This is a genomic window from Streptomyces sp. NPDC031340, from assembly GCF_055569945.1.
Genome location: NZ_JBVIIE010000003.1, coordinates 148,492 through 162,305 on the forward strand (window position 1 = coordinate 148,492; position 13,814 = coordinate 162,305).

Annotated in this window: 11 protein-coding genes; 8 read left to right on the forward strand and 3 right to left on the reverse strand. The window is 71.4% G+C overall.

The window, feature by feature from the left end; translation table 11 throughout:
- Nucleotides 1–36: 36 nt before the first annotated feature.
- The 5 genes from ACZ5GT_RS03190 to ACZ5GT_RS03210 all read left to right on the forward strand — a co-directional run bounded on the left by ACZ5GT_RS03190 (nt 37) and on the right by ACZ5GT_RS03210 (nt 6,894).
- Entirely contained in the window at nt 37–2,166 is a 2,130-nt protein-coding gene (locus tag ACZ5GT_RS03190; protein ID WP_469013540.1) for a hydantoinase/oxoprolinase family protein, read from the forward strand.
- Nucleotides 2,167–2,204: 38 nt separating this feature from the next.
- The gene (locus ACZ5GT_RS03195) at nt 2,205–4,532 is read left to right on the forward strand and encodes a hydantoinase B/oxoprolinase family protein (RefSeq protein ID WP_469013543.1); all 2,328 of its coding nucleotides are present in this window, start codon (nt 2,205–2,207) and stop codon (nt 4,530–4,532) included.
- An 82-nt stretch (nt 4,533–4,614) separates the two neighbouring features.
- Complete coding sequence (locus ACZ5GT_RS03200) at nt 4,615–5,421, forward strand: hypothetical protein (protein ID WP_469013546.1); 807 nt, start codon at nt 4,615–4,617, stop codon at nt 5,419–5,421.
- A gap of 10 nt (nt 5,422–5,431) precedes the next feature.
- Nucleotides 5,432–6,241 carry a CoA transferase subunit A gene (locus ACZ5GT_RS03205; RefSeq protein ID WP_469013550.1) on the forward strand — a complete coding sequence of 270 codons (810 nt, stop codon included), beginning with the start codon at nt 5,432–5,434 and terminating at the stop codon, nt 6,239–6,241.
- The gene (locus ACZ5GT_RS03210; RefSeq protein ID WP_469013554.1) at nt 6,241–6,894 is read left to right on the forward strand and encodes a CoA transferase subunit B; all 654 of its coding nucleotides are present in this window, start codon (nt 6,241–6,243) and stop codon (nt 6,892–6,894) included. The genes ACZ5GT_RS03205 and ACZ5GT_RS03210 overlap by 1 nt, the downstream gene beginning before the upstream one ends.
- Nucleotides 6,895–7,019: 125 nt before the next feature.
- Here ACZ5GT_RS03210 and ACZ5GT_RS03215 read toward each other — a convergent pair whose 3' ends face one another.
- Nucleotides 7,020–8,105 (reverse strand): zinc-binding dehydrogenase, encoded by a 1,086-nt coding sequence (locus ACZ5GT_RS03215; RefSeq protein ID WP_469013560.1) that lies wholly within the window; start codon nt 8,103–8,105, stop codon nt 7,020–7,022.
- Between the two features lie 428 nt (nt 8,106–8,533).
- On the opposite strand from ACZ5GT_RS03215, the gene ACZ5GT_RS03220 reads away from it, so the two are divergent.
- On the forward strand, nt 8,534–9,592 hold the full coding sequence (locus tag ACZ5GT_RS03220) for a 3-deoxy-7-phosphoheptulonate synthase (protein ID WP_469013565.1): 1,059 nt from the start codon (nt 8,534–8,536) through the stop codon (nt 9,590–9,592).
- Nucleotides 9,592–10,956, forward strand: a complete 1,365-nt coding sequence (locus tag ACZ5GT_RS03225) for a DHA2 family efflux MFS transporter permease subunit (RefSeq protein ID WP_469013571.1) — start codon at nt 9,592–9,594, stop codon at nt 10,954–10,956. Before ACZ5GT_RS03220 ends, ACZ5GT_RS03225 begins: the two co-directional genes overlap by 1 nt.
- A 63-nt stretch (nt 10,957–11,019) precedes the next feature.
- Here ACZ5GT_RS03225 and ACZ5GT_RS03230 read toward each other — a convergent pair whose 3' ends face one another.
- A complete protein-coding gene (locus ACZ5GT_RS03230; RefSeq protein WP_469013578.1) occupies nt 11,020–12,021 on the reverse strand; it encodes a ParB/RepB/Spo0J family partition protein in 1,002 nt (333 codons plus the stop codon).
- Between the two features lie 405 nt (nt 12,022–12,426).
- Nucleotides 12,427–12,792, reverse strand: coding sequence for a YybH family protein (locus ACZ5GT_RS03235; RefSeq protein ID WP_469013584.1), 366 nt, complete (start codon nt 12,790–12,792; stop codon nt 12,427–12,429).
- A 97-nt stretch (nt 12,793–12,889) separates the two neighbouring features.
- On the opposite strand from ACZ5GT_RS03235, the gene ACZ5GT_RS03240 reads away from it, so the two are divergent.
- Entirely contained in the window at nt 12,890–13,801 is a 912-nt protein-coding gene (locus ACZ5GT_RS03240) for a LysR family transcriptional regulator (protein WP_469013586.1), read from the forward strand.
- Nucleotides 13,802–13,814 lie beyond the last annotated feature (13 nt).

Sequence of the window (13,814 nt, forward strand, 5' to 3'; positions counted from 1 at the left end):
CCCCGCACCTCGCGGCGCGAACCACCTGGAGCACCCATGAAACGGATTTCCGTCGACATCGGCGGCACGTTCACCGACTGCTTCTTCGTCTGGGACGAGAAGTACGTCGAGGCGAAGGCCCTCACCACCCACCACAATCTCGCCCTCGGCTTCAACGAGGCCCTCGACCTGGCGTGCAAGCGGGCCGGGCTCGACCGCGGCACCGTCCTCAGGAAGGTCGACTCGGTCCGCTACGCGACGACCCTCGGCACCAACGCGCTCATCGAACGCAAGGGTCCCGAGGTCGCCGCGATCGTCACCCACGGATTCGAGGACACCATCCCGCTGTCCCGGGGCCGTGGTTACGGCGAGGGCCTCGACTACTCGATGCAGCAGAACCTTCCGGCGGCCGAGCGGCCGGAACCGATCGTGCCCCGGCACATGATCCGCTCGGTCAAGGAGCGCATCAACTCGGCGGGCAGGATCGTCGCCGACCTCGACCCCGAGGACGTGCGCACGGTCGTCCGCGAACTCGTCGACGCGGGCGCGGAGGCGATCGTCGTCTCCCTCGTCAACGCGACCGAGAACCCCGTCCACGAACTCGCGATCCAGGAGATCATCCTGGAGGAGTTCCCGGCCCACGAGCTCGGCGCCATCCCCGTACTCCTCGGCCACCAGGTCTCGGGCCGCAAGGGCGAGTACGTCCGGGCGACGTCGACGATCATCGACGGCTTCCTCCACGAGATCATGTTCCACGCGCTGTCGCAGCTGTCGAACAACCTGCGCGACTCCGGCTACGACAAGCCGATGCTGGTCATCCACAACTCCGGCGGCATGGCGCAGATGAACTCGACCGACGCCCTCCAGACGATCCACTCCGGCCCGATCGCCGGCGTCGGGGCGGCCGAGCACCTCTCGAACGAGACCGGCCTCGGGCACGTCATCTCCACCGACATGGGCGGCACGTCGTTCGACATCGGCCTGGTGCCCGAAGGGGGCGTCAAGCACTACGACTTCCTGCCGACGATCGACCGCTGGCTCGTCTCGGTGCCGATGGTGCACCTCGACACCCTCGGCGCCGGGGGCGGCTCGATCGCCAGCTACGACCGCATCCACGACTCGATCAGGATCGGCCCCCAGTCCGCGGGCTCCAATCCCGGGCCCGCCTGCTACGACCGCGGCGGTCTGCGCCCGACCGTGACCGACGCCGACCTGCTCCTCGGCTACCTCGACCCGGACAACTACGCGAACGGCTACATCAAGCTCAACCCCAGGCGCTCCCGGTTCGCCATCGAGGAGACCCTCTGCGAACCGCTCGACATGAGCGTCCTCGACATCGCGCGGGCGATCAAGGACGGGGTGGACGAGCAGATGGCGATCGGCATCGGCAAGGAGCTGCGGGTCCGCGGCTACCTGCCCGAGGACTTCACGATGCTGGCCTACGGCGGCAACGGGCCGCTCCACGCGTGCGGCATCGCCCGGCACGCGGGGATCAAGCGGGTACTGGCCCCGCCGTTCTCCTCGGTGTTCTCCGCCTGCGGCGCCGGGAACATGAAGCAGCTCCACTTCCACGAGCGCGGCGTCCACGTGACGCTGTACAACCCGACGACCCGACAGCTCTACGACGGCTACGACGACTTCAACGCCGTGGTCGAGGAGCTCGAGGCGCGCGGGCGGGAGGACCTCGTCCGCCAGGGCTTCGCGGCCGAGGACGTGAAGTACCGGCTCGAACTCGACATGCGCTACGGCAACCAGCTGCTCACCCAGGCGGTCGCGCTGGAGGACATCACCCGCATGACCGGCGTGGGCGACGTCCTGGCCATGATCAAGATCTTCGGCGACGTCTACAGCCACCGTTTCGGGGCGTCGAGCGCGGCCCCGGAGGCCGGCATCCGGTGCAACACCGTCCGGGTCGCCTCCTACGTCGACGGAGACATCGTCGGCTTCGACTCCCTCGAGGCGGGGGGAGAGCGGACGGTCCCGGTCGAGGCGTTCCGCCGCGACGTCGTCTTCATCGGCCACGACGAACCGCTCGACACGCCTGTCCACGACCAGAGCGCGCTCACCCACGAGCACGTCATCCCCGGTCCGGCCATCGTCACCACGGAGAACACGACCTACCTCGTCGAGCCTGGCTGGAGGCTCGAGCCGACGCGCCAGGGCGCGGTCTGGTTCCTCCAGGACTGACCCCGACCCGCGCAAGCGCAGCAGAAGGAGCCACAGACATGACCACCATCGACGACAGGCCGTCGACGACCCCGGCCTCCGCGGAGCAGGGAACCCTGACTCCCCAGGAGCGGGAGTGGGTCGGCAAGTTCATGGACGAGACGACCCTCTTCCTCGGCCCGGACCCGGACATCATGCGCGACCACAGCATCGCGTCGAGGTCCGCTCACGAGGAGCGGGCGATCGCGGCCGGTGTCGACCGCCTCCAGGTCGAGCGCATCCGCAAGCGGATCGCCGGCGCGCTCGACGAGGGCTACGAGATGTGCGAGGCGCAGGGAGCGGCGCCGGGCGCGAAGTGGGGCGACCTCACGACCGCCATCTACACCTCCTCCGGAGACGTCTCCTACCTCTCCTGCCACGGCGTCATCGCGTTCAGCGCGATCCTCCACCACCCGATCCGGTACATCATGAAGTACTGGAAGGACGAGCCGACCGTCGGCATACACGAGGGCGACGGGTTCATCCACAACGACGCGCGGTTCGGGAACATCCACAACACCGACCAGTCGATGATCATGCCGGTCATCAGGGACGGCGAGATCATCGCCTGGGTCGCCGCGACGATCCACGAGGGCGAGAACGGCGCCTGCGAGCCGGGTGGCATGCCGTCCGGGTCCGAGACGCCCTTCGACGACGGGCTGCGGATGAGTCCGTTCAAGATCGTCGAACGCGGGCAGCTCCGTCGTGACCTGCTGACCTTCCTCCAGCACTCGGTGCGCGACCCCAAGCTCCAGCTCGCCGACCTCAAGGTGAAGATCACCGCGGTGCGCAAGATCATGGAGCGCGTCGACAAGATCATCGACGAGGTCGGGGTGGACGCCTTCGTCGGGGCCCTGCGCACCACGGTCGAGGACGTCGACGCGGAGGTGCGCCGGCGGATCGGCGAACTGCCCGACGGCACCTACCGCTTCGACCAGTTCATGGACTCGACCCTGAAGGAGAACATCCTCATCAAGTTCGCCTGCAAGGTCACGGTCAAGGGCGACCGGATGACGATCGACCTGCGCGGCACGGGCCCGGAGATCCTCAACCGCGCCATCAACAGCCCGCTCTGCTCGGTCAAGTCGATGTTCATGCAGGCGATCCTCGCCTTCTGGTGGCCGGACCTGCCGCGCTGCACCTCGGCGATGAGCTGCATAGAGATCATCTCCGACGAGGGCACGTGGGCCGACGCCTCCTACGACGCGCCGATGGGACAGTCCCTGCAGGCCTCGTTCCGCGGGTTCTCGGCGATGCAGGCGCTCTACAGCCGGATGTCGTTCTCCACGCCGAAGAAGTACAGCAACGTCGTAGCGAACTGGTTCAACCAGATCAACACGTTCCTGTGGGGCGGGATCACCCAGCACGGCGACATGGTCGGCAACCTCTGCGCGGACCTCAACGGCATGCCGGGCGGCGCCAAGCCGTTCCGGGACGGCGAGGACGCGGTCTCCCCCCTCTTCTGCGCGATGGCCGACACGGCCGAGCAGGAGGTCATGGAGGAGGAGGTCCCCTTCATGCAACTCGTGTCCAAGCGACTCGTCCGCGACAACATGGGCTTCGGCAAGTTCAACGGCGGGATGGGCTACGAGATGATCGTCGCCGCCGAAGGCTCCCCGCAGTGGGGATTCATGACCGTCACGTCGGGCGCGAAGTTCTCCTCCGTCTACGGCATGTACGGCGGCTACGGCTGCGGCACGTACCCGCTCGCCATGGTCAAGGGGACCAACGTCTACGAGCACATCCGCCAGGACAGCAAGAAGTTCGACCTGTCGATCGAGAAGGTCATGAACGAGCGTCCCTTCGAGGACGGCCGCTACTCGACCTACCACATGGGGCTGCAGTTCGACATCGCCAAGGACGGCGAGCTCTACATGATCAGCCAGGGTGCGGGCGGTGGTTACGGCGACCCGCTGGAGCGGCTCCCCGAGTCGGTCGTCGAGGACGCGGAACTCGGCCGGATCAGCCAGAAGGTCGCGGAGGAGATCTTCGGGGTGCGTTACGACCCGGAGACGTTCCGCCTCGACGCCGAGGGTACGAAGTCGGCGCGCGACGCGGCCCGAAAGGCCCGGCTCGAGCGGGGCAGGCCCTATGCCGAGTTCTGCGCCGAATTCGTCAAGCCCGAGCCGCCGAAGGCCCTTCACTACTACGGCTCGTGGGGCTCCGACACCGACGACATCACGGCGACGGTCTTCACGATCGACGGCCCGCAGCGAGTGGCGGCACCGCTGGGCGATCTCCCGATCGTCATGATCCCGGACCGCCGCGAGGTCAAGATCGCCGAGCTCGAGGAGCGGGTCCGTCAGCTCGAGGACAAGCACGGGGAAAGCGTCAGGCGTCTCGCCTGAGCGTGCAGCCGGCGGTTGCCGGGGCCCGAGACACGCATCGGGCCCCGGCGCCCCTCCCATCCACCAGCAGCCAGGAGCGACCATGCCCTCTTCCCTCCAGTCCCTCGCCGCGGACCCCCCGAGCGGCAACGCCAGGCCGTTGCTCGTCGAGTCCGACGCCTACGCGGCGGCCGTCATCCGCCAGGGAGCGCCGATCCCGTGGACCGACCTCGCCGCCCTCGCCGGTCACGTCGGCCAGGTCCACTCCCTCCTCGACCCGGACGCCCTCTGGGTGGACGTCGAGGCCCTCTACGGCGCACACCTGGCCATCGAGCCGGAGCTCGTCACGGAGATGGGGGCACGGTCCCGGACCGGCCACGCCCTGCGCACCCTGCTCGGGGCCGACTCCGGGGTGGACAGGGTCCTCACGACGGTCGGCACTCTCGCCGAGGCGACGAAACGACAGGTCGTCCTGGACGTGCCCTCCCCGGCGAGATGGCTGGCCCGGGCCCACGCGCTCGCGGGCCGTCCGCTCGACGGCGTCGACGAGGACCAGGCCGACAGCGCGTCGATGTATCTCGCGCAGTGGCTCGGGAAGCTGGGGACTCTCCCGATCGCCCTGGTCCTGCTCGACGCCCGGGCCGCCGAGGGCGATGCCGAGGTCGCCGCCCCCGAGACGCTCTCCGCCTGCTCCTCGCTCACGAACGTGGCCGGCCACTTCGAATGGACCCTCGCCCTCCGGGACGAGGACACGGTGCAGGTCCCGGCCGGCGAGCCCGGCATCGGGCTGGTGCCCGGCGACCACTGGACCGAGGGAGCCGACGTACCGGCGGCAGACGTCCTCCTGGCGAGCATTCCCCCGACGGCTTCCCCGGAACGCGTGCTCGACCAGCGCGCCCGGCTGCGGTGAGGCGCGAGTCGTGGACAAGGTCGTCACCAGCGCCGACGAGGCCGTCCGGGACGTCGTGGACGGAATGATGCTCGCGACCGGGGGCTTCGGGATCTGCGGCATCCCCGCCTTCCTCCTCAGGGCACTCGCCCGCCGGGGATGCCGGGACCTCACCGTCGTGTCGAACAACTGCGGCCTCCCCGGGATCGGCAACTCCCTTCTCCTCGAGAACCGCCAGATCCGCAGGCTCATCGCGTCCTACGTCGGGGAGAACAAGGAGCTCGAACGGCAGTACCTGAACGGCGAGGTCGAGATCGAGCTCACCCCGCAAGGGACCCTCGCCGAGCGGCTGCGGGCCGGCGGCGCGGGCATCCCCGCGTTCTACACCCGGACCGGGGTGGGCACCCAGGTGGCCCTCGGAGGGCTGCCGGTCCGGTACGCCGCTGACGGATCCGTGGCGGTCGCATCGGCACCGAAACCGACCGAGACCTTCGCGTGGGACGGAGCGGAGCGGTCCTTCGTCCGCGAGGAGGCGCTGCGTCCCGACGTCTCCCTCGTGCGGGCATGGAAGGGCGACCGGCACGGCAATCTCGTCTTCCGCAAGGCCGCGCGCAACTTCAACCCCCTGTGCGCCATGGCCGCGCGACGGACCGTCGCCGAGGTCGAGCACCTCGTCGACGTGGGGGAGATCGACCCCGACCTGGTGCACCTGCCGGGGATCCACGTCGACCGGGTGCTGCCCCTCACGGGCGAGCAGGCTGCCGACAAGGGCATCGAGCGGCGGACGGTGCGGCCCCGCTCCGCCTCCGGTCCCACGGGACATGGCGAAGGAGCACGGTGATGGCGTGGACCCGCGAGGAGATGGCGGCCCGGGCCGCGGTCGAGCTCAAGGACGCTGACTACGTCAACCTGGGCATCGGACTGCCGACGCTCGTCCCCGGGCACGTCCCCGAGGGCGTCCACATCGTGCTCCAGTCCGAGAACGGCATCCTGGGCCTGGGCCCGTACCCGTTCGACGGGGAGGAGGACGCCGACCTCGTCAACGCCGGCAAGGAGACCGTGACCACGACGGCCGGGGCGAGCTACTTCGACTCGGCGACGAGCTTCGGCATGATCCGCTCCGGAAAGGTCGACGCGGCGATCCTCGGCGGGATGCAGGTGAGCGAGCGGGGAGACCTCAGCAACTGGGTCGTTCCCGGCAAGCTCGTCAAGGGGATGGGCGGGGCCATGGACCTCGTCCACGGGGCTCGACGGGTCATCGTCCTCATGGAACACATCGCCAAGGACGGCACGCCGAAGATTCTGCGCGAGAACACCCTCCCCCTCACCGGCGAGGGAGTCGTCGACCGCATCATCACCGACCTCGCGGTCATCGATGTGACGGCCGAGGGCCTGCGCCTCGTCGAGTGCGCGCCGGGCGTGCGCCCCGAGAAGGTCAGGGCGCTGACAGACGCGCCGCTGCGCGACCGTCGATCGGACGCCTCGGGCAGCTGATGGGCCCGTGGCGTGACGCCAGGTCCGGCGCGGGCCCGGTCGCGTTCGATCTCCACTCCCGGCAGGATCGACCCGGTCCCGCCGCCGGTGAACGGGCCCCGCCTCCTGCGGGCGGGGGAGCGCGGCTAAGAGTTCGGCTCCAGCACCGTCTTCAGCGCCGTCGGACCACTGATGCCCTTGATCGCCTGCTCGGCTTCCGTCAGGGGGTGGCGGTGGGAGATGTACGACGCCATCGGGAAGCGCTCGTGGTGGTCCGTGGCGATACGAACGGTTTCGGCGTAGTGCTCCGCCTGGGCGAGCTGGCTGCCGATGACGCGCAGGCCCAGGCGGCTGACGCGGAAGGGGTCCACCGGAACCTTGCCTCGGCCCGCCCACAGGCCCATCACCAGGAGCCGGTCGTCGCGGCCGAGGAGTTCCAGGCCTTCCTCGAACGCCGGCAGCCGGCCGGCTGCCTCCACCACCAGGCGCCTGCCTCCCGTTCCCAGCAGACGGTCGACGGCGGTGGCTCGTTCGGCGGTCGTCGTGCCGGCGCGGGAGAGAGCGGCGTCGGCTCCGAAGCCGCAGGCCGCGTCCAGGCGGGCCCGGCGTCCGCCGACCACGACGATCCGGCGCGCCCCGGCCAGCCGCGCGGCGAGAACCGTGGCAGTGCCCAGCGGGCCCGCCCCGAGCACGATCACGTCGTCGCGCGGGGAGACACCGCCGGCCCGGGCGAGGCCGTGCAGCGCGGTCGGCAGAGCGCAGCCGAAGGCGATCACCGAGTCCTGCGGGGTGCCCGCGGGGACCTTGTGGAACTGGGTGCCGGGGGACAGCCGGGCGTGGGTGGTGAAGGTTGCCGCTCCGAGCGATTCGAGGGGACGCGGGCGGACGACGTTCTCGCAGTTGGCCCCGTCGTTCTCCAGCACGCAGCGGCGGCAGCGGTGACAGGGTTGGGCGGGGGTCCAGTAGACGGTGTCCCCGACGGCCACCGGCTGCCCGGTCGAGTCGCGGGCCGACCCTGTGCACTCCTCCACCACGCCCACTCCCTCATGGCCGAGGGCGAAGGCGAAGGGCGCCGGGAATCCTCCGGCCAGGATGTGCGCCTCGGTGCCGCAGACGCCGGCCCGGGTGACGCGCACCAGCAGCCCCCCAGGATCCGGTGGAGGCATGTCGAGAGTACGCAGGGCGATGCTGCCGGGCGGTTCGAACACCACCGTGTCCGCCGTACGGGGCATGGGTCTTCCGCCACCTTCGGGAGTCGTCGGGCGTCGGCGGGTGAATTCGGGCCAGAGGCGTCCCGGGAACTCTCCTTCCCACCTCCCGCAGTGTGACCACGCGGCACGCCGGAGGGGAATACCGTCCAGGCGTCCGTCCGCCGTGGCGGCCCGCCGTCCAACCGCTGCCTCTCGCCGGTTGGACGGCCGAGTGCCGTCGAAAGAGGCCGAGTTGAACATCGGCGGGGGTCGTGCTTGCGTACAGGAGGCCGCGGCCCCTGCATCCCGTGGGGCGCTTGCCCCGGGCCGAGACACCCCCGCACCGCGAGGACCACGAGAAAGCGACCCCGGGTCCGCGGTGTCCGCGGGTTCCGGCCACGCCGGAGCGCCTCCGGGGCCGCGTACCGCTCCCTTCCCGCTTTTCACACCGGGAGACGACTGTGCAACGAGTGCTCGACACGCCCTTGAATCCCCTGCTACGCCCGGCCCCGGCCGTGGCGGCGCAGCAGCCGCCGTGGGACGGCGACGACCGGCTGCCCTTCGTCCGCAGACAACTGCGCGCCCGGCCCTCGCTGGTGCGCACCGCGGACGTGCTGACGCTGCGGCGGCAGCTCGCGGAGGTCGCGGCGGGCCGCGCCCACGTGGTGCAGGCCGGCGACTGCGCCGAGGACTTCGCCGACTGCACCGCTGCGAAAGTGGCCCGCAAGGCCGGACTCCTCGACAGCCTGGCGGGCATGGTGCGGATGAACACCGGTCTGCCGGTGATCCGTGTCGGCCGGATCGCGGGCCAGTTCGCCAAGCCCCGTTCGTCCCCCACCGAGCAGGTCGGCGACCGGGCGCTGCCGGTCTACCGGGGGCACATGGTCAACGAACCGGCACCCGAGGCCGCCGCCCGCGAGCCCAACCCCTGGCGGCTGCTGACCGGTTACCACGCGGCCCGGGAAGCCATGCGCCACCTGGGCTGGGGCGAGGACGACCACAGCGGGGCGGTCCCCGGCCCGCCGGTCTGGTCCAGCCACGAGGCCCTGCTCCTCGACTACGAGCGGTCCATGCTCCGCCTCGCGGACGGCGCCGATCCCGCTGTCGCCGGCCCGGACGGCGACCCGGGTGTGGTGCTCGGCTCCACGCACTGGCCGTGGATCGGAGAGCGCACCCGGCAGTCCGACGGTGCCCATGTGCGACTGCTCGCCGGGGTCATCAACCCCGTCGCGTGCAAGTTGGGTCCCACGACGAGCGCGGACGAGGTGCTCGACCTGTGCGCCCGGCTCGACCCGGGGCGCGCGCCCGGGCGGCTCACCCTGATCGTCCGCATGGGTCCCCGGCTGGTCGCCGAGCGGCTGCCCCCGCTGGTCGAGGCGGTGCGGGCGGCGGCGGCCGGTGAGGAGCCGAGCACGCAGGCGGTGCCGAGGCGACCCGGGCCGCGTCCTCCGCGCCCCGTCCGCCCCAGCCGGACGGGGCGCGGCCCTGGGCCGCCCTGGCCGCCCTGTGCGTCGGTTTCTTCCTGTTGATGATGGACACCACCATCATCAACGTGGCCGTTCCGGCGCTCATGTCCGACCTCGGCATCGACCTCAACCAGGTGAGCTGGGTCAACAGCGTCTACCTGCTGGCCTACGCCGTCCCGCTGCTGCTCTCCGGCCGGCTCGGCGACCGCCTCGGCCGCAGGCCGATGTACGTGACCGGGCTGGTGCTCTTCACCGTCGCGTCGCTTCTCTGCGGCCTCGCGACCGGGCCGGCGCCGCTGATCGCCGGCCGGGCCCTCCAGGGCGTCGGCGCGGCCACCATGGCACCGCAGACGATGGCGTTCATCGCGCAGCTCTTCCCGACGGACCGGCGCGGCGCGGCCCTCGGCGTCTGGGCCGCTGTCGGCGGCGTCGCCACAGCCGTCGGCCCGCTGCTGGGCGGCCTGTTCGTGGACACCGCGGGCTGGGAGTGGATCTTCTGGGTGAACGTGCCGATCGGCGTGGCCGGCCTCTTCCTCGCGGCGATCCTGGTGCCCGGAGGAGTACGCGGCACGCCGGGCGGCGAGCGGGAGACGTTCGACGTGTTCGGCACCCTGCTGTCCTGCCTCGGCCTGCTCGCCCTGGTCTTCGCCGTGCAGAACGGCGAGTACTACCACTGGTCCACGGTGGCGGGCCCGCTGACGGTGGCCCACCTGATCGCTCTCGGTGCGCTCCTCCTGGTGGCGTTCGTCGTCCGACAGCACTTCTTCGGGCAGCCCCTGATCCCGCTGTCGCTCTTCAAGCACCGGGACTTCTCCGCGGCCTGCGTCGGCGGACTCGCCGTCGGCTTCGCCCTCACCGGTCTGTATCTGCCGCTGACGCTGTACCTCCAGGGGGCCCGCGGCTTCTCGCCGTTCCTGTTCGGCGTGATCACGCTGCCGCTTGCGGTGGCGGCGGGCATCGTGGGCCCGTTCTCCGGCCGGCTCTCGGACCGGGTGAGCGGCGCGCGGGTCGCGATGGGCGGGTTCCTCGCCTTCGGCTCCGGCATCGCCGCCCTCGCCCTCACGGCGCGGGCCGCGACCCCGGTGTGGACATGGGTCCTGGCGCTCGCGCTGTGCGGCGTCGGCACCGGCTCGCTGTTCTCGCCTCTCGCCAACGTGGCGACGCACGAGATCCCCGGCCCGGTGATGGGTGCCGCGTCCGGCGTCTACAACACCGCGCGCCAGGCGGGCAGTGTCTTCGGCAGCGCTGCGGTGAGCGTCCTGCTCCAGCGCCGATTGGCCTCCGCCGGAGACGGCTCCGACACCGGGGCGGTTGCCGACGCCGTCTCCGGCGCCCTGTGGCTGCCAGTGGGCATGCTCGTCGTCGGCCTGCTCGCCTGCCTCGCGATGCGCGACGGGACGGTGCGGGGCCGGCGGAGCGGGAGCTGACGAGCCGGGGTGCGGGGAGACGTCCGGGGCGCGGTACCGCGAGCGCGCCCCGGACGTGTCGTCTCAACCGTTCGGTTGCTCCCCCGACTCGACTTCGGGACTCGGGCGTTGGGCGAACTCCTGCCACACCTGCGCGCAGCCGAGGGCTGCCTGCACGGTCATCTCCCTGCGGTGCGGGGGCACGCTCGCCGCGATCCGCCGCCAGCCGTCCTCGCCGATCGCCTGGGCGTCGAGCAGCCGGAGCAGGGCGCGGCCCGCTTCGCTGAGCCGCAGCGCCGGGTCGTTGCGCAGCCGTCGGAGCAGGCTGCGGCGGTGGGCGCCGCGTCGGGGCGGCACCGGCCCGCGGGGGACACCGTGGGCGCGGTGGGTCCACCCGTCCCGGCCGGACCTGGCCTTCGCCCGGTCCGGCTCGACGTCGGAGCGGTTCACGGTCCCCCTGGGTGGCGCCGGGTCCTCGCCGCGCAGGATCCGGCCGCGTACGTCGCGCACCGTCTCCGGTGAGATGCCGGCTTCCCGGGCCACCGCGCGCAGGGAGAGCCCCGGATCCTCGGAGATCAGCTTCCCGGCGATGCGTCGTCCTTCGGCGCTGCTGACCGGCCGCTCCTTGCCGTCCTGGCCGATCCGCCGGGCGCCCTCGGCGGTCTCGTCGGCGCCGGCCTCCCGGCGCAGCGAGGCCACCGTGCGGGCGGCGAGGCCGGTGGCGGCCGCTATCCGGCGGTCGGACCAGCGCGGATGGGTGGCGACGATGCGCGCCGCGGCGGCGCGGCGGTCATCCAGGGAGAGCGGCAGACCGTGCGAGACGTTGGTGCGCACCGCGAGGACGAACGCCTCCGCCTCGTCGCCCTCGAAGTACCGGGCCCGGATGCGCCGCGCTCCGCGCAGCTTGGCAGCGCGCAGCCGGTGCATGCCGTCGATGACCCGCATGGTGGGGCGGTGCACGATGATCGGCGGCAGCCGGTCCTCCACGCCGACGAGCGCCTTGACGTGCTCGTCGTCCTCGCCGCCGCTGCGGGGCGTGCTCGCGTCCCGTAACCGCTCCACCTCGACGAGGGTCTCCTCGGTCAAGGGCGTCTCCGGGGTCAAGGGTGTCTCTGGGGCGGGGGTGTTCAGGGGCGACTGGGCCGGGTGGGACGAGGCATCGTTGTGGCGCACCGTGCATCTCCGGTCTCGATGAGGATGTGAACGGGGGGCGAGGACGTCGTCCTCGCGGCGCGTCGTGCCGGGCCGGGAACCACCGGACGGTGTGTGCCACCGTACTGTCCATGGTTGCGTCCTCGGCCGCACCCGTCCGACGCACCCTCAGCTCGCGTTCCCCCACACAGGGTTGGCCAGTCCCCATGTCTCATCATGCCTCTCACCGTGCACGCGAGAAGACCCCCGGGCCTCGCGAGCGCACCGCAGGCAGGTTGCTCGCAGCCCGGGGGCCTCACCTCCCGTCGCTTGTCTCCGCACTCGTCCCCGCCCGTCCGCTCAGCCGGTCGGCGTGACGAATTCCGGCTGGTCCAGCACGCGCAGCCAGCTTCCGTCCGGCTGCCGCCGCACGACCTGGGCACGGGCGCCTGCCCCGTCCTTCGGCGGGGTCGAGGTGAGCGCGAGGTCGCCGCTGAGCAGAGTGGGCAGGGGCGTCTCGGGGGCGAACTCGGCCCCGCTGGACAGCACCTTCTCCCACAGGGCGCGGATCGACTCGCGGCCCACCGTCTGCTCGCCCGGCGGATAGGCCAGTACCGCGTCTTCCTCGTAGAGGGCGGCGACACCGTCCGCGTCGCCCGCATTGGCCCGCTCGACGAAGAGGCGGGTGATGTCCTCGGGGCGCATGGCCTTCTCGTGGTCCGGCACAGGATCCTCCTCGGTTCCGTACGTGACTCCTCCATGGTGGTCACCGAAAGACCAGAAGTCCAACAGATGGAAATTATGCGATTTAGAATTTCTGCTCATGGAACTGAGGCAGTTGGAGTACTTGGTGGCGGTGGCCGAAGAGGAGAGCTTCACCCGGGCCGCCGACCGGGTGGGCATCAGTCAGTCCGGCGTGAGCGCGCAGATCCGCCGGCTCGAACGGGAACTGGGTGCCGACCTCTTCGAGCGCACCTCCCGCCGCGTCACCCTGAGCGTTGCCGGACGAGCGGCCGTGGGACGCGCCCGTGCCGCCCTCGCTGCCGTCGAGGGCGTCGGACAGGCGGTGGACGAGGTGACTGGCCTGATCCGGGGGCGGCTGGTGGTGGGCATGGTCGTCGGGTGCACCGTCACGCCGCTCTTCGACGCGCTGGCCGCCTTCCACAACGAGCACCCCGGCGTCGGGATCTCACTCCTGGAGGACCGTTCCGACCGGCTGCTCGACGCTGTGCGTGCCGGAAGCATCGACCTGGCCCTGGCCGGCACGGCCGGACCCATCCCACAGGACCTCCAGACGCTGACCGTCGTCAGCGAACGGCTGGTCGTCGCTGTCCCGCACGGGCACCCCCTGGCGGCGTCGCCCCGGTCGGCCCTGCGTGACGTCGTCGGCTACCCGGTCGTGACCATGCCGCCCGGCACCGGGGTGCGCGCCGCGTTCGACGACGCCTGCGCCGCCCAGGGGCTCACTCCGACGATCACGCTCCAGGCGAGTGCCGCGAACGCCGTCGCCGATCTCGCCGCCCGCGGTCTCGCCGTCGCCCTGTTGACCGAGTCGATGGCCGCCCCGCACCACGAACACCTGCTGTCCCGCCCCATCGAGGACGCCACCAACCCGGCCCTGCTCGTCCTCGCCTGGAAGGACACCAGCAACCCGGCAGTCAACGCCCTCCTCCGACACGCCGGACCCGCCTTCACCGGCAGCGCCGAGCGGCAGCCGGTGAAGGCGGGGGGATGAGTCGTGTCAATGT

What these genes read in the sequence shown, in the direction of transcription:
- ACZ5GT_RS03190 (WP_469013540.1), top strand. Translation starts at nt 37, where the DNA reads ATGAAACGGATTTCCGTCGACATCGGCGGCACGTTCACCGACTGCTTC.
- ACZ5GT_RS03195 (WP_469013543.1), top strand. Translation starts at nt 2,205, where the DNA reads ATGACCACCATCGACGACAGGCCGTCGACGACCCCGGCCTCCGCGGAG.
- ACZ5GT_RS03200 (WP_469013546.1), top strand. Translation starts at nt 4,615, where the DNA reads ATGCCCTCTTCCCTCCAGTCCCTCGCCGCGGACCCCCCGAGCGGCAAC.
- ACZ5GT_RS03210 (WP_469013554.1), top strand. Translation starts at nt 6,241, where the DNA reads ATGGCGTGGACCCGCGAGGAGATGGCGGCCCGGGCCGCGGTCGAGCTC.
- ACZ5GT_RS03215 (WP_469013560.1), bottom strand. Translation starts at nt 8,105, where the DNA reads ATGCCCCGTACGGCGGACACGGTGGTGTTCGAACCGCCCGGCAGCATC.
- ACZ5GT_RS03225 (WP_469013571.1), top strand. Translation starts at nt 9,592, where the DNA reads ATGATGGACACCACCATCATCAACGTGGCCGTTCCGGCGCTCATGTCC.
- ACZ5GT_RS03240 (WP_469013586.1), top strand. Translation starts at nt 12,890, where the DNA reads ATGGAACTGAGGCAGTTGGAGTACTTGGTGGCGGTGGCCGAAGAGGAG.